Consider the following 16356-nt stretch of genomic DNA (forward strand, 5'->3'; position numbering starts at 1 on the left):
TCGGAAAGATTGCGCTCTGAATTGATGAGGATGTATGGCATACGACTACGAAGACGCATTGGATTATTCATCGCGCTGGCTCGATGTGATTCTTAGGAACGATTTTCCAAGCGTGGAGGAAGCGCATGGAATCATCGCTGAGTCGAAGAATAATTTTGCAGAGCATTACAACCGCAATTGGCTTGAATATCGAAAGTCGGTGACCGAGGCTGGCGATTGGGCGGCGGTCGAGTGGAGCGGTTCAGGCGCGGTGTTCAAGGACGTTTTGGGACGCGAATATCTGGATTTCCTCGGCGGCTTTGGCATGATGGACCTGGGATGGAGTCATCCCGATGTGATCCGTACGGTTAAAGCGCAGTTGGACCGCTCTCCGATGCCTTCCCAGGAGTTGCTCGATCCGTTGCGCGGTGTGCTTGCGAAATTGCTGGCGAGCATTTCACCGGGAGATTTGAAATACAGTTGGTTCGGGGCAAGTGGTACAGAAGCTAATGAAGCCGCGATGAAGATCGCCAAACTGTATACCGGCAAAACCGCGTTCATTGTGGCGGTCAAGGGCTTTCACGGCAAGACGATGGGATCGCTATCGCTAATGGGCAAATCCGATTACCGTGCCCCGATGGGACCGATGTACGCCGGTCAGGTTTATCACGTGCCATTCGGCGATGCGGATGCGGTCGAAAAGCAGCTTGAGATTTGCGACAAAGTCGGGATCGGTGTCGCAGCAGTGATGTTTGAGCCGATCCAGGGCGAATCGGGTGCGATCGTCCCGCCGGATGATTTCTGGCATCGCGTTCGTGTCGTAACGAAAAAGTATGGTGTGCTGTTAATAGCTGATGAAGTGCAAACAGGTCTGGGCCGCACCGGGAGGTTGTGGGGCGTTGAACATTGGAATGTGACCCCGGATATTTTGACCGTGGCAAAGTCATTGGGCGGCGGTGTGATGCCCATCAGTGCCGTGACGACCACTGAAGAGATCTATCGTCCGATGATGTATCCGAATCCGTTCATGCATACCACCACCACTGGCGGCGGCGCGCTGGCTTGTTCGGCGGCGATCTCGGCGATCCATGTGACTTTGCGCGAACGGCTGTGGGAGAAGGCCGCCGAAAAAGGCGATTATCTGATCGAAAAAATTAACGAACTCTCTCTGCAATATCCGCAAATTTATGAGAAAATAACAGGCAAAGGCTTGCTGATCGGCATGCACTTCAAGAATCCGGAAACCGGTTACAAGGTTGCGGCGGGTTTGTTCAAACGAAGGGTTGTTGTGGCTGGAACGCTGACCAGTGCGCAGACCATCCGCGTCGAGCCGCCGCTTGTGGTGACCCGGGAGCAGATGGATGCCTTTTTGGAGAGGCTTGAGGATACCTTGAAAGAAATCAAGTAATGAGACCTGTCAGACCTCATTTGAAAACATGTAGAAAAGAATAATATTGCAGAGACCTGACCGGTCTTCGCATCAGGAGAAGAGAGATGACGAGTGAATTTGCTGTTGAAATGCGTGATGTAGTGAAACGATTCGTAACCCCTGAGGGGAATGAAATCGCCGCTGTGGATCACGTCACCATGCAGATCAAGAACGGCGAGTTTTTCTCCATGCTCGGTTCCTCCGGATGCGGCAAGACAACCTCCCTGCGCATGATCGCAGGTTTCGAATGGCCCTCGGAAGGAGAGGTCTTTATCGAAGGCAGGCCGATGGGGCATACGCCTCCATTTCAGAGGAAGGTGAACACAGTTTTTCAGAGTTACGCCCTTTTCCAGCACATGACCGTCTATCAAAATGTGGCATTCGGGCTGGAGATGGAGGGAGCCGACAAGAGTGAAATCGATAAGCGCGTCAGACGCGCCCTGGATATGGTGCAATTAACCGGCATGGAACGCCGCCGTCCAAAACAACTCTCGGGCGGGCAGCAGCAGCGTGTGGCTGTGGCGAGGGCGTTGGTCAAGACTCCTGATGTTCTGTTGCTTGACGAACCGCTTGGCGCGCTGGATCTGAAACTCCGCAAAGAAATGCAGTTGGAACTAAAGGCGCTTCAACAACAGCTCGGCATCACATTCATTTATGTCACCCACGACCAGGAAGAGGCATTAACCATGTCCGACCGCATCGCGGTGATGAGTAAGGGGCGCGTTCAACAACTGGCGACTCCTGTGGAGATCTACGAGCGGCCCGTGAATAAATTCGTGGCGGACTTTATCGGGGAGTCGAATTTCTTCGAAGGCAGGATCAAGTCCGTCTCGAAGGATGAGGCGGTGGTCCATATCCCTGCATTGAACACGGAATTGAAGGGTTTGCCCATGTCGCGCGATTTCGTAAAAGGCGAGGATGTGGCGGTCTCCGTCCGCCCGGAGAAGATCCGGATCGTCGAGAACAACGCTAAAGTGGACGGGTTGTTCCAGGCGAAAGTGCTTACCTCCGTTTATATCGGCTCCGACACTCATGTCTATGTGGACCTTGAAGGCATCCGATTGAAGGTCATGGAGCAGAATCGCATCTCCCGCCTCGATCCCTCCTCGTTCTATTCGAAAGACCAGGTGGTCACATTGATGTTCATGCCCGAAAATACCCTTATTCTGAAAAAGGACTGACCATGCTTCAGCGATTTCGCGAAAACAAATCGATGCAGGGTACTTTTCTCGCGCTTCCCACGACGTTGTGGCTGTTCGTGCTGCTGATCATTCCCCTGTTCCTGACCCTGGTCGTGAGTTTCGGTCAGCGAAGCCCCGATGGCGACGTGATCTTTTCCTTCGGGCTTCATAATTACATCCGCCTGTTTGGATACAGCACGGATTGCCCGGGTGGACAGACTTCCTGTTTCGACCCGTTGTATGTCAATATTCTCTGGCGTTCGTTGACGCTGGCGTTCAATACAACGGTATGTGTGATCCTGCTTGCCTATCCGCTGGCGTATTTTATCGCCCGAGCGCACCCGAAACGGCGGAATATGTTCCTGTTCATGGTCTTGATTCCACTGTGGACGAATTTCGTCATCCGCGTGTATGCCTGGATGATGCTGCTCCGCAAGGAGGGCGCGATCAATATCGTGCTCGGCTGGTTTGCAAACCTTCTGGGGTTGGATTTCACGCCGCTCGAGATGCTCTACACTCCCGGCGCTGTTTTGGTGGGCATGGTGTACGAATTCCTGCCATTCATGATCCTGCCGATTTATACCTCGTTGGAGAAGATCGATAATTCGCTTTATGAAGCTGCCGCGGACCTCGGCGCGAACGCGTTCAAGACCCTGCTGCGGGTCACCCTTCCGCTCTCGATGCCCGGGGTGGTGGCAGGGACCATTCTGGTCTTCATCCCTGTCATGGGGACCTTCATCGTCTCCGACATCCTCGGAGGGCGCCAGGTCATTTTGGTCGGCAACTTAATCCAGCGTCAGTTTCTCGATGCGCGCGATCCGACGTTCGGTTCCGCGGCTTCGCTCATCCTGATGGTGATGACCCTGATCGTCACCTATTTCTATACCCGCAAATTCGGATTTGGGGAGGAGATCGTCGCCGCATGAATCCCGTACACATCCACTACAATAAAAATAGAAAGAGGTGTACGGGATGAATCCATTCAAGCGTTCCCCTCTTGTGATCGCCGCGACGACGCTCGTTTATTTCTTTCTCTATGCGCCGATCGTCATCCTGGTCCTGTATTCCTTCAACGCCTCCCGGGCGAATGTGAAATTCGAAGGTTTCATCACTTCGTTCAGCGACCGCGTCCAAATGGATGGAAGTTTTGTGGAGGCCAGCCCATGCGGTCCCTTCCACTGGTATTGCGATCTTTCGAAGAACAAAGATGTGATCGAAGCGGCGGGCAACACACTGACCATCGCCTTTACGGCTACGATTGTGGCAACCGTCATCGGTACGATGGCGGCGCTCGCGCTTCAACGATATGATTTCAAGATCAAACCTTTCTCCCAGCTTTCCCTTTACATTCCAATCGTCATCCCCGAGATCGTGATGGGAATCGGAATTCTGACCCTTTTCAGCCAGTCATTTGGGTGGTTAAATCAAGCCCTGAACCTGACCGGAGACTCCCGACTGGCACTCGGCATTGGCACGGTGACCGTCAGCCATATCGCCTTCATGGTCCCCTTCGTGACCCTCGTCGTCCAGGCTCGTTTGCAGGGCTTCGATAAATCATATGAAGAAGCCGCCATGGACCTGGGTGCAAATGAATGGACGACCTTCTGGCGGATCACATTTCCCATGATCCTTCCGGGTGTGCTTTCGGGCGCGCTGCTGGCTTTCACGCTCTCATTGGATGATTTCGTCATCACCTTCTTCACGAACGGACCCGGCTCGACCACCCTGCCGATCTATGTGTATGGCTTGTTACGGCGCATCATCACGCCGCAGGTGAACGCCCTTTCCACAGTATGGATCGCAATTGTTTTTATCGCCGTCTTATTGTTGCAATGGCTTCAGAGTCGCGAAACAAAACCGTCTCATTAATTTTTTTTTTACTGAATCACTGAATATACCTTGCAAATATGCGTTGTCAGCGGTGTTCCTGCCGCCGATTAAAGCCGCTTGGGGAGGGAATTTGTCAGGTTTATGGGAATTACCCTGGTTGATCGCCGGGTATTTTGCGCGGAAACGCGCATTCCAAATTTCACTAAAGGAGAGAAAGATGAAAGGAAAATCACTGTTCAATGTTTTCGCTGTCTTGGCCATCTTCAGTCTCGCGCTAAGCGCCTGCGGCGGGAATGGATCTCCCGAGCAGCCGGCTGGCGACGGACCCAAGGTCACATCCGCCGGGTTCGAGTGTCCTGAACCCAATCCACGCGTGGAGGTCACATCCACTGAGCTCAACCTATTCGTGTGGACGGAATACTTCCCGCAGGATATGCTGGAATGTTTCGAGCTGGTCTACGGCATCACGCTCAACCGCGATGAATATTCATCCAATGAGGAAATGTATGCCAAGGTTTCGGCCGGAGGTACCGCGTACGACCTCGTCCAGCCGACCGATTACATCGTCCCGCTCATGATCCGTCAGGGATTGGTGCAGGAACTGGATCATGCTCAGCTTCCAAATATGAAGAATATCGATTCGAATTGGATGGACCAGCCTTTCGACCCTGGTAATAAGTATTCCCTTCCATACCTGGCAGGTACAGATGCGATCGTCGTGAACACTGCAACGGTCGAAACCATCCCCACATCCTGGGCGGACCTGTGGAATCCCGAATACGCGGGGCGCATGGTATTCATTGATGATTCCCGCGCGACGATCGGGCTTACCCTGGTCACGCTCGGTTATGATCCCAACACGACCAATCCGGATGAGCTGGAAGAAGCCAAGAACAAATTGCTTGAACTGGTCCCGAACATCAAACTGTTCGACAGCGACAGTCCCAAGACCGCTTTGATCGCGGGCGATGTCGACCTTGGCATGGTATGGACGGGCGAGGCGTTCATCGCGAATCAGGAAAACCCGGATATTCAGTATATTTATCCTGAGGAAGGTCCGGTGCTCTGGCAGGATAACTGGCTCATTCTGAAGGATTCATCCCATCTGGACGCTGTATACGCCTGGCTGAACTACACCATGCAGGGAGATGTTTTCTGGCTGACGATCCGTGATTTCCAGTACACCAATCCCAACCAGGCAGCATTGGATTACGCCAAAGCAAACGAGCCGGATGTCTACAACGCCTACGCCGATTCGCCGATCACCAACCCGCCACCTGAGGTGGTCGCCAAGGGGTTTGGCATCGAGGATGTCGGTGAAGCCACGCCGCTTTATGACAACATCTGGGTGGAAGTAAAGGGCGGCAACTAACACCCGAACAGCATCATTGAACACAGACCCTGGCGCAATAGCCAGGGTCTGTGTATTTGGGGAATATTGGCAATAACCAAACAGGTAAAATTTCAATCATAATTATAACGAATTATTATAAAATTATTGACAATTAATAAAAATCGTTATAATATAGTGTTGTGGAAAGCAATATCGGCAACACCCCCCGCGACAAACTCGACGATATCGACCGCCATATTATAAACGCACTTCGGACCGATGGGCGGGTGGCATTTGCCCAGATCGCCGAACAGCTTAATGTCTCGCCCGGCATGATCCGCCAGCGTTATAACCGCCTGGTCGATCTTGGTTATCTCAAAGTTGTGGCGGTGACCAACCCCATGTTGATGGGCAAACGCACAATGGCGATGGTCGGTATCCGCACAGATGGCCGCAAGATGATGGATGTGGCAAACAAGCTCGCCAGGTTCGATGAGGTCGTTTATATCGTCGCCACCAGCGGCGGCTATGACCTGATGCTCGAAGTTTTCTGCCGCGATAACGAAGACCTGCTCACCTTCATGACCGAAAAGCTCGCCAAGGTGGACGGAGTCCGCGAGACGGAATCCTTTATCTATTTGAAGATCGTCAAGGAGATTTATTTCTGACGGATATCCGCCTCAATATGGACCTCGAGCCTGTTGTGGCATAGACAAAACTTGTCTGTCCCGGGAATTATTCCCTCGTGCAGAGCCAATCGAAAGGTTATATGAAAGTCCTTGTTCGTGTGACGAAGACCGTGGGGGACTTGTTCATAAGGATGTGTATTACCACTTCCCTGATGATTTACGTTTTTCCCGGGAATATGGCTGACGAAAATAGTCGTTACCGGTAGTTACAGTCTGCTCCGCCGCAAATCGCGGCGGGATTCATTTATCATGTCAATCTAACTCGCATGGACGCGGGTTATAAAACAAATGGAGAATAAAATCTCATGAAAGTATTGCTCGTCGGTGTTGGAGGCGTAGGCGAGGCGATCGCGGCCATTGCCAAACCGCGCAAGTGGATGGAATTGATGGTTCTGGCGGATTACAACGTCAAGCGCGCCGAAGAGGTGCAGAAAAAACTTGGCGACCCCAAACGTTTCCCGGTCGAATTCATCGATGCGGGTAAACAGGCGGATATCGAAGCGCTTGCGAAGAAATATGGGGTGGACCTGATCATGAACGCAGTCGACCCTGTATTCAACAAACAGATCTTCGACGCCGCATTTAATGTCGGTGCGACCTACATGGACATGGCGATGACGCTCTCCGAGCCGCACCCAACCGACCCATTCAATCAACCTGGCATCAAACTTGGCGATTATCAGTTCGACAAAGCCAAAGATTGGGAGGCGAAGAACCTGCTTGCTCTTGTCGGTATTGGCGTGGAACCAGGCATGGCGGACGTCTTTGCGCGTTACGCTGCCGACCATCTTTTCGATGAGATCGATGAAGTTGGCATCCGTGACGGCGCGAACATCACCATCGAAGGCTACGAGTTTGCCCCCAACTTCTCCATCTGGACGACGATCGAAGAATGTCTCAATCCGCCCGTGATTTGGGAAAACGGAAAATGGTTCACCACTGCGCCGTTCTCCGAACCGGAAGTGTTCGACTTCCCCGAGATCGGACCTGTGGAAGTGGTCAATGTGGAGCATGAGGAAGTTCTGCTCGTCCCGCGCTGGGTCAAGACCAAACGCGCTACTTTCAAGTACGGTCTGGGCGACCAGTTCATCGGTGTGTTGAAAACACTGCACATGCTTGGCTTGGATAACAAGGAAAAGATCAACGTCAAAGGCGTGCAGGTCGCGCCTCGAGATGTGGTGGCGGCTTGTTTGCCTGATCCCGCCCATCTCGGAGACAAGATGAAAGGGAAGACCTGCGCGGGAACGTACGTCAAAGGCTCAAAAGACGGAAAGAAACGGGAGGTCTACCTTTATCAGGTTGCGGATAACGAAGAGTGCATGAAGACCTGGGGTTGCCAGGCGGTTGTTGCGCAGACCGCATTCTCGGCAGTGATCGCGATGGATCTGCTCAAACACGGCATTTGGAAGGGAGTCGGCGTTCTCGGACCGGAAGCGTTCCCGCCGGACCCGTTCATGGAAGAGATGGATGATTACGGCTTCCCGTATGGCATGAAAGAAATGACCAGGGAAGCCGCGGTGTAACGTAAAAAGCGGACAAACGTGAGAGCGTTTGTCCGCTAATTTTTTTTGCGGGTGATTCCCGCGTTCATCAGTGGAGGGCACTGTGGAAGAGTATGCGTACTCTGGGTTGATCATCGGGGGCATCGTCGTCATTCTGTTGGTCCGTTTGGCGATCGGGTATTGGGCGTCGAAGCGGGTGCAGACAACCAACGACTATGTCCTGGCGGGTCGCCGCCTGCCCATCTGGATGGCGGCGCCATCCATCATGGCAACATGGTTTGCCGCGGAGACCCTGATGGGTTCCAGTTCTGAGGCATACAAATATGGGTTGCAAGGTGTCATCTTCGATCCATTTGGGGCGACGATGTGTTTATTCCTCTCAGGTCTTTTGATCGTGCGGCTGGCGCGCCGCGCACAATACGTGACGATCATGGATTTCTTCCAACAGCGTTACGGCACAACGATGTCGGTGGTGGGGACGATCGCGCAGATCATCGGCTATTTCGGCTGGACGGCTGCGCAGATCGTGGCAGGCGGTGCGATCCTTCAAGCACTCCTTGGTTGGGATTTGTCGGTCGGCATGGTGATGGTGGCGGGCATCGTTACCATCTATACGATGGCAGGCGGTTTGTGGGCGGATACTGCGCTCGATTTCATGCAAATGTTTCTGACCATGGGCGGCCTGTTGATCATTTTCACAGGCATTCTCTGGGGCGTCGGCGGTTTCGATAACTTCCTCGGCATGGCAGGCGCGCAATACACGGATTATCCCTTTGCAATGGGACCGACCGAAGCGGAAGGATACCTCGGCTATTCGGGCCACATGGGCTGGTTCTATTACGCCGCTGCGTGGATGGCGATCGGCCTGGGCAGCATTCCCGCACAGGATTATCTCCAGCGCACCTGCGCCGCCAAGAACGAGAATGTGGCGGTCAAGTCCACCTACATTGCGGCGTTTCTGTATATCACTTTCGGCGTGTTATCCCCGTTCATTGGGATGGCGGCTTACTCTGCGATTGGGCCGGATATCCAGGCGGAACAAACCCAATTCGTGTTGATCTCGATGGCGATGAAGTACCTGCACCCGATCCTGACCGCTCTTTTCGTGGCGGCATTGGCTTCTGCGTTGATGAGCACCTCCGATTCGTCCATGCTGGCTGGGGCGACGATGTTCACCGAGAATATCGTCAAGGTCTTCAAGCCTGACCTTTCTGATAAAGCTCAACTGTTCCTGACGCGCGCCGCGTTGATGGTCAGCGGTGTGCTGAGTTTGATGATCGCGTTATGGGCAGAGACGATCTATGAACTGGCGGTGCTGGCGAACACCTGCATCCTTGTGGGTATGGTCGCGCCCTATGTCATCGGTTTATATTGGAAGAAAGCCAATCACATCGGGGCATTGGCCTCGTTCTTCTCGGGTTCGATCTCGTGGGGCTTGCTTTCGGTCTATTATTACAACGCTCCCGGAACCGGGACGTTTGCCATTTGTGAAGGCGATTTATACTGCTCCTTGTGGGATGCAGTGTATATCGCCTCGACCCCGGCGTTCCTCATCTCGGTGGTGGCGTTCATCGTGACATCGCTTGCCACGGGTAAGATCGACCCGCCCAAGATATTGAAGAATATTTACGGCAAGCCGGTGGATATGAAACACGCGCTGGGCTGGAGTCACCTCAACAAAGAGCCGAAAGAGGCAACCGCGGCAGATTAGCCAGCGATAGTGTGCTCCGGGTATTCACCCGGAGCACACTTCCCTCGGGATGGGTAATGCTGAATGAATAAGGGGCAGCCGTCAGTTGGGTAAGGAAGCGTGGCGGCTCATGTAGGAAAAAACTTAATCGAAACTGCAAGCCTGTCGATTTCGGAAAAATCCAGTTGTGAAAAGCCCTGCCGATTCGATATAATCCGGTAAAACAACTTATACGGAGGATGTCATGCCGAACGGTTATAACGGGAAGATCCTGCACGTTGATTTGACGAACGGCGCGTTTACGGTCGAAGAGCCGGACGAGGCTTTTTACCGAAAATATCTGGGCGGATCCGCGATGGGAATGCATTACATCCTGCGCGATATGCCGAAGGGCGCCGACCCTCTGGGACCGGAGAACATACTGACGCTGTTTACCGGCGTGACAACGGGTGCTGCGATCTCGGGTCAGAGTCGCATCAATGCAAACGCCAAGTCACCGATCAGCGGCGGGATCGGGGATTCGCAGGGCGGTGGATTCTTCCCCGCCGAGATGAAATTTGCCGGTTTTGACGGAATTGTCTTGAAAGGAAAATCAGCGAAGCCAGTTTATTTGTGGATCAAGGACGGCGAGTACGAGCTCCGCGATGGCGCGCATTTAATGGGCAAAATTACGGGAGAAGTTGAAGGGATTCTGAAGAAAGAACTCGGCGATGATAAGATCGAGATCTTGCAGCACGGGCCCGCTGCCGAGAACGGTGTGCTGTTCTCTTCGCTGGTCTCGATGTCGAATCGAAATAACGGGCGCACTGGCATGGGACTCGTGATGGCGTCCAAGAATCTCAAGGCAGTCGTTGTACGCGGAAAGAAAAAACCGACTCTGGCGAATTCGAAAGCGCTGGCTGCCTTGAATAAAACAGGTCCGAAGATTCTTCCCGACAATCCCGATATGCCGGGTCTCGCTGAAGAGGGGACTGCGACCGTTGTTCTGTTCCAAAACACGATCGGCTCGCTTCCCACACGCAACTATAACGAAGGTCAGTTCGAACATTGCGAAGACATCAGCGGCACGCGCATGAAGGAAACAGTGTTGAAAGACCGCGATACCTGTTATGCCTGCGTGGTGCGTTGCAAGCGCGTGGTCGAGATAAAGGATGGCGCGTACCGGGTCGACCCAAAATACGGCGGCGCAGAATATGAAACCCTGGGCACATTCGGCTCATATTGCGGCATCAACGACATGGCGGCGATCAATCTTGCCAATCAGATGTGCAATGAATACGGCGTGGACACGATCGCTGCAGGCGCGACCATTGCATTTGCGATGGAATGCTTCGAAAAAGGCGTCATCACGAAGGAGCAGGCGGGCGGTCTTGACCTGAAATTTGGAAACGCCGATGCGATGCTCAAAGCGCTCGAAATGATGCTGAAAGGCGAAGGCGATCTCGGCAGGACGCTGGGCATGGGGTCGGAGCGTGCGGCAAAGAAATGGGGCAACGGCGCGGATGAATTTCTCATCACGGTCAAAGGCGCTGAAGCCCCCGCGCATATGCCTCAGGCAAAACGCTCTCTCGCGCTGATTTACGCGGTCAATCCGTTTGGCGCGGACCATCAATCCTCAGAGCATGATCCTTACTATGAAGAGGGTGTTGCGGACCTGAACCTGAACAGGCTCAAACTGCTCGGTCTTGGGACGCCCCAGCCCGGTTACAGTTTGACGGAGGAAAAAGTCCGCTTCGCGTATTTGACCGAGGTCTTTTACTCGATGCTCGACTCGGTCGAACTCTGTCAGTTTGTGTTCGGTCCCGCGTGGACGTTATATGGTCCCGCTGAAACTGTCGAGATGATCAACGCGGTCACCGGGTGGGGGATGACGGTGGACGATCTTATGGCTGTCGGCGCGCGGCGGCTGAATTTATTCCGTGTTTTCAACGCCCGCGAAGGCTTGAATCGCAATGCGGACAAACTGCCGAAGAAGTTCTTCAAGCAATTGCAGGGAACAGGTCCCACCGCAGGGATCGCCCTCACCCATGAAGAAGTAGATTCCGCCCTCAATGCTTATTACAAATTTGCAGGCTGGACGAACGACGGCATCCCCACCCGCGAGACATTAAAGAAGCACGACGTGGAGTGGGCGGCGGACTATCTGCCGGCATAATGCATACTGCGTAATCCGTAACGGACGGGGATGGAGTGATTTCGATCATTTCATCCCCTTTTTTGCAAGAAAGGTTTTACGTTTCGAAAGAATCACATGAACCAACTCTACCAGGATAACTTCCCGCACATGACTCCCGCATGGAGTCGCATCTTCAATTTCGTCGCCGAGCGTGCCGAAGGCTCCTACATCTACACAGATGATGGGAAGAAACTGCTGGACTTCACCAGCGGCATCGGCGTGACCAACACGGGGCATTGCCACCCAAAAGTCGTGGAAGCGATCCGTGAACAGGCGGGCTTGTTTCTGCATGCCCAGGCGAACATCGTCATTCATAAACCGATGCTGCAACTCATCGAGGAACTGCGCACGGTTGTTCCGCCTTCACTGGATAGCTTCTACTTTGCCAATTCCGGTGCTGAGGCGTTGGAGAATGCGATCAAAATCGCGAAAGTTGCGACGGGAAGACAGAACGTGATCGTCTTCGGCGGTTCGTTCCACGGGCGGACGCATGCCACGATGGCGTTGACCACATCCAAGACCATTTACCGCAGCGGCTTTGCTCCGCTTCCAGCGGGTGTTTATGTGGCGCCGTTCCCGTATGCCTTCAATTTGAATATGACAGAAGAGGAGGCCAGTCAATATGCGCTCGAGCAATTGGAATATTTGCTGGCATCGCAAACCGCCCCAAAAGAGACCGCCGCCATTTTGATCGAGTCGGTGCTGGGCGAAGGTGGGTATATCGTCCCGCCTTCGTCCTTTATGAAGGGCTTGCGTGAGATCTGCGATAAACATGGGATCATGCTCATCTTCGACGAGGTACAATCCGGGTTTGGGCGGACTGGCAAATGGTTTGCGCTGGAGCACTTCGGCGTAGCACCGGATATCATCACTGCTGCGAAAGGAATCGCTTCCGGCATGCCGCTTTCCGCTGTTTTCACCCGCACCGAGATCATGAAGAAGCTTGACGTTGGTTCGATTGGCGGAACCTATGGCGGGAACGTGGTCGCCTGTGCGGCGGGAGTCGCCACCATCCGCGCGATGCGGGAAGAAAAAATGATTGAGAACGCAGCGGAGAAGGGAATCCAATTGATGACCGGACTCCGCAAATTGCAGGAGGAATATCCGCAGATCGGCGATGTGCGCGGACTGGGTTTGATGGTGGGTTCTGAATTCGTCGTGGATGGAAGCCAGGCAAAAGCTAAACCGCTCGTCAAGGAAGTCATTCACAAGGCGGAAGAGAAGGGCCTGCTCCTGCTTTCATGTGGAACCTATGACAACACCCTGCGTTGGATCCCGCCGTTGAATGTAACCACCGGGCAGATCAATGATGGCTTGAAGATATTCGGCGAATCGTTAAAGGAAACTATCAAATAATCCCGTCAGAAGTCGAAGGTTGGCATGACCCTTGACTTATGACTAAAAAATATCATGACGGAACTCAATCGAAACAAGCTTACCGAGCTAATAAAATCCGAAGAAGAACTTTTTCACAAGAATCACCCCAAATCCAACGAATTGTATGGACGCGCACGCAAATCACTGCACGGCGGCGTGCCGATGCTTTGGATGATTCGGTGGGCGGGGTCGTTTCCCGTCTTCGTCAAAGAAGCCAAAGGTGCGCACTTCACGGATGTGGACGGCAACGACTACATTGACTTCTGCCTTGGCGATACTGGGGCGATGACTGGTCACGCCTCCGAGGCAACTGTTAAAGCCATCACCGAACAAATTCAAAAAGGCATCACGCTGATGCTTCCGTACGAAGATGTCATCTGGGTGGGCGAGGAACTTCAACGCCGCTTCAAACTTCCCTATTGGCAGTTTGCGCTCACCGCCACCGATGCGAATCGTTTCGCGCTGCGCATGGCTCGCATGATCACCGGTCGTCCCAAGATTCTCGTCTTCAACTATTGCTATCACGGTTCGGTGGATGAGACGTTCATCACGCTCGACGAAGAAGGCACGCCGATCTCACGACCTAATAACATGGGTCCGCAGATCGATCCGCGCGAGACGACCAAGGTCATCGAGTTCAATGATATCGCTGCCCTCGAAACTGCCCTATCTGCGCGTGATGTCGCCGCTGTCCTTGCCGAACCCGTGATGACCAACATCGGCATCATCCACCCCGAGCCCGGATATCATGATACCTTGCGAAAGATCACTCGAAAATACGGGACTTATCTCATCATCGATGAGACTCATACCATTTGTACGGGTCCGGGCGGATATACCGCCTCATACGGCCTCCAGCCGGATTTCTTCACCCTCGGCAAACCTCTCGCTGGAGGCGTTCCCGCCGCGGTGTATGGTTTCACCGAAGAAGTCTCGCAAGCCTTCGTCGCCAAACTCGCCGTTGACGATGCGGATGTGGGCGGCATCGGCGGGACGCTGGCTGGGAATGCGCTATCCATTGCGGCGATGAAAGCCACGCTGCAACTTGTATTGACGGACGAGTTTTATGCAGAAGCCATAAAATTGCAGGAACAATTCACAGCGGGTGTCGAAAGCGTGATCGCAGAATTCAACCTCCCCTGGATCGTGAAGCGGCTTGGCAACAGGTCCGAGTACTGGTTCCGTCCCACTCCTCCAAAAAATGGAGGCGAGGCGCATGCTGCCATTGACCCCGAACTGGATCGCTATATGCATCTCTTCGCGCTCAATCGTGGTATCCTGATGACGCCGTTCCACAACATGGCTTTGATCTCGCCTGAAACGACACAAGCGGATGTGGATTACCATACAAGAATGTTCCGCAAAGCGGTTCAGAGTCTATATTCATAATCCATAATCGTAATTTACGCATCAAGCTTTACGTCCTATGCTGAGAGGAATTATGAGCGACTATAAACCCCAAATCTGGCGCATTAACACCCGCACGCAGGAATTGAAGCGTGAACCCATCCCCGAAGCCTGGCAGCGCCTTGGCGGGCGAGGATTGGTCGCGCGCATCATGGTCGATGAAGTGGATGCCAGATGCGACCCGCTTGGACCCGGCAATAAACTGATCTTCACACCAGGTCTTTTGGTGGGGCATATGCTCTCTTCCACAGATCGAATCTCCGTCGGGGGCAAGTCCCCGCTGACCGGCGGGATCAAGGAAGCCAATGCGGGCGGGCGGACGGGGTATCACATGGCTTTCATGGGCATTCATGCGCTTATCATCGAAGATACGCCGGAAGGGAACGGTTATTGGGTTTTGCACCTATCTTTGAATAACGGGGCGCAGTGGGAGCGCGCTGATGATCTGACCGGGCTTGGTGTATACGAAACGGCGCCAAAGTTACTTGAAAAATACGGAGATAAAGTCGCCATCGCATTGATCGGCCCAGGCGGCGAGATGAAGATGAAATCTGCGGGGATACAAAACATCGACAAGGATCGCGTCCCTGCGCGGATTGCGGCGCGAGGCGGCTTGGGGGCAGTGATGGGCTCGAAGGGACTTAAAGCCATTGTCTTTGACAATGCCGGAGGTCAAAAACCGCCCATCGCGGATCCAGAAGCGTTCAAAATCGCGCAAAAGGATTACACCAAGTCGGTTATGGAGCACCCGCAATCCATCACGTATCGCGATTACGGTACAGCCGCCATGACGCAATTGACCCAGCGTTTTGCCGCCATCCCGGTGCATAATTTCTCGCGCGGCACATTCGATGAGGTGGAGAAGATCGGCGGTGAATCCCTGCGTGAATTTACGTTGACGCGCGGCAAGCCATCCGACCCAGCTCATGCCTGTATGGCGGGTTGTACGATCAAATGCTCGAATGTTTTTGGCGGCGAGGATGGGAAGATCATCGTCTCTCCTCTCGAATACGAGACGATTGGATTGATGGGTTCGAATCTCGATATCGACTCGCTCGACTCGATCGGCCGCTTGAACTGGCACGTCAACGACCTGGGACTCGACTCGATCGAAGTCGGCGCGGCGTTGGGCGTCGCGGCGGAGGCGGGCTTGATGAACTGGGGGAGCGAAACTGACGCGCAAAAGTTGATCGATGAAATCCGAAAAGGTTCGGAACTTGGAAGAACGCTTGGCGACGGAGCCGCGGCTGTCGGGAAGAAATACAATATCGAACGCGTGCCTGTTGTGAAGGGACAAGCCATGTCCGCGTATGAGCCGCGGTCCATCAAAGGCACAGGCCTGACCTACGCTACTACGCCTCAGGGGGCTGACCACACCTCCGGATTGACCATCCGGGCGCAGGTGGATCATCTCGATCCTGATGCACAAAAATCTGTATCGCTCAATGCGCAATTGAACATGGGAGGTTATGACACATTGGGTGCATGCATCTTTGCGGGATTCGGATATGCGGCAACCCCCGATGGAGTGGTAAAACGCCTGCTGGCGGCGCGTTATGGCTGGAACGATTTACCCGATAATATTTTGCAGGAACTGGGAAAACAGACAATAAAACTTGAGCGCGAGTTCAATAAACGCGCCGGTTTTACTGAAAAGGATGATCGCTTGCCCGAATGGATGACGAGGGAACCAATTCCGGAAACAGGTCACGTATTCGATGTGAGCGCCGACACCATCGACCATATGTTTGACGGCATTTAAG

At 53.5% G+C, this 16356-nt stretch carries 12 protein-coding genes; all 12 read left to right on the top strand.

All coding sequences use genetic code 11. The features are described 5' to 3' along the window. Positions 1-34: 34 nt before the first annotated feature. The 12 genes from HS100_14875 to HS100_14930 all read left to right on the top strand — a co-directional run bounded on the left by HS100_14875 (position 35) and on the right by HS100_14930 (position 16355). Positions 35-1387: an aminotransferase class III-fold pyridoxal phosphate-dependent enzyme gene (locus HS100_14875; protein MBE7435196.1), complete on the top strand. Its 1353-nt coding sequence runs from the start codon at positions 35-37 to the stop codon at positions 1385-1387. An 86-nt stretch (positions 1388-1473) separates the two neighbouring features. Beyond that, a complete protein-coding gene (locus HS100_14880) occupies positions 1474-2589 on the top strand; it encodes an ABC transporter ATP-binding protein (GenBank protein ID MBE7435197.1) in 1116 nt (371 codons plus the stop codon). Between the two features lie 2 nt (positions 2590-2591). Beyond that, a complete protein-coding gene (locus tag HS100_14885; protein ID MBE7435198.1) occupies positions 2592-3515 on the top strand; it encodes an ABC transporter permease in 924 nt (307 codons plus the stop codon). Positions 3516-3561: 46 nt separating this feature from the next. After that, a complete protein-coding gene (locus tag HS100_14890; GenBank protein ID MBE7435199.1) occupies positions 3562-4458 on the top strand; it encodes an ABC transporter permease in 897 nt (298 codons plus the stop codon). Between the two features lie 178 nt (positions 4459-4636). Further along, positions 4637-5791, top strand: a complete 1155-nt coding sequence (locus HS100_14895) for a spermidine/putrescine ABC transporter substrate-binding protein (protein ID MBE7435200.1) — start codon at positions 4637-4639, stop codon at positions 5789-5791. A 161-nt stretch (positions 5792-5952) separates the two neighbouring features. Continuing rightward, the gene (locus HS100_14900) at positions 5953-6420 is read left to right on the top strand and encodes an Lrp/AsnC family transcriptional regulator (protein MBE7435201.1); all 468 of its coding nucleotides are present in this window, start codon (positions 5953-5955) and stop codon (positions 6418-6420) included. 326 nt (positions 6421-6746) lie between these two features. Further along, positions 6747-7964, top strand: a complete 1218-nt coding sequence (locus tag HS100_14905) for a saccharopine dehydrogenase NADP-binding domain-containing protein (GenBank protein MBE7435202.1) — start codon at positions 6747-6749, stop codon at positions 7962-7964. A gap of 82 nt (positions 7965-8046) precedes the next feature. After that, positions 8047-9654 (top strand): sodium:solute symporter family protein, encoded by a 1608-nt coding sequence (locus tag HS100_14910; GenBank protein MBE7435203.1) that lies wholly within the window; start codon positions 8047-8049, stop codon positions 9652-9654. Between the two features lie 223 nt (positions 9655-9877). Next, positions 9878-11788, top strand: a complete 1911-nt coding sequence (locus HS100_14915) for an aldehyde ferredoxin oxidoreductase family protein (protein ID MBE7435204.1) — start codon at positions 9878-9880, stop codon at positions 11786-11788. A 129-nt stretch (positions 11789-11917) separates the two neighbouring features. Further along, positions 11918-13165 (top strand): aminotransferase class III-fold pyridoxal phosphate-dependent enzyme, encoded by a 1248-nt coding sequence (locus tag HS100_14920; protein ID MBE7435205.1) that lies wholly within the window; start codon positions 11918-11920, stop codon positions 13163-13165. Positions 13166-13219: 54 nt separating this feature from the next. Continuing rightward, the gene (locus HS100_14925; protein ID MBE7435206.1) at positions 13220-14575 is read left to right on the top strand and encodes an aspartate aminotransferase family protein; all 1356 of its coding nucleotides are present in this window, start codon (positions 13220-13222) and stop codon (positions 14573-14575) included. Positions 14576-14627: 52 nt separating this feature from the next. Continuing rightward, entirely contained in the window at positions 14628-16355 is a 1728-nt protein-coding gene (locus HS100_14930) for an aldehyde ferredoxin oxidoreductase (protein ID MBE7435207.1), read from the top strand. Position 16356 lies beyond the last annotated feature (1 nt).

This window comes from Anaerolineales bacterium (genome assembly GCA_015075725.1).
In the GTDB taxonomy this organism is placed as follows: Bacteria; Chloroflexota; Anaerolineae; order Anaerolineales; family Villigracilaceae; genus Villigracilis.

Coding starts and splice junctions, on each gene's coding strand:
- HS100_14875 (MBE7435196.1), top strand. CDS start 35: ATGGCATACGACTACGAAGACGCATTGGATTATTCATCGCGCTGGCTC.
- HS100_14880 (MBE7435197.1), top strand. CDS start 1,474: ATGACGAGTGAATTTGCTGTTGAAATGCGTGATGTAGTGAAACGATTC.
- HS100_14885 (MBE7435198.1), top strand. CDS start 2,592: ATGCTTCAGCGATTTCGCGAAAACAAATCGATGCAGGGTACTTTTCTC.
- HS100_14890 (MBE7435199.1), top strand. CDS start 3,562: ATGAATCCATTCAAGCGTTCCCCTCTTGTGATCGCCGCGACGACGCTC.
- HS100_14895 (MBE7435200.1), top strand. CDS start 4,637: ATGAAAGGAAAATCACTGTTCAATGTTTTCGCTGTCTTGGCCATCTTC.
- HS100_14905 (MBE7435202.1), top strand. CDS start 6,747: ATGAAAGTATTGCTCGTCGGTGTTGGAGGCGTAGGCGAGGCGATCGCG.
- HS100_14915 (MBE7435204.1), top strand. CDS start 9,878: ATGCCGAACGGTTATAACGGGAAGATCCTGCACGTTGATTTGACGAAC.
- HS100_14920 (MBE7435205.1), top strand. CDS start 11,918: ATGACTCCCGCATGGAGTCGCATCTTCAATTTCGTCGCCGAGCGTGCC.
- HS100_14925 (MBE7435206.1), top strand. CDS start 13,220: ATGACGGAACTCAATCGAAACAAGCTTACCGAGCTAATAAAATCCGAA.
- HS100_14930 (MBE7435207.1), top strand. CDS start 14,628: ATGAGCGACTATAAACCCCAAATCTGGCGCATTAACACCCGCACGCAG.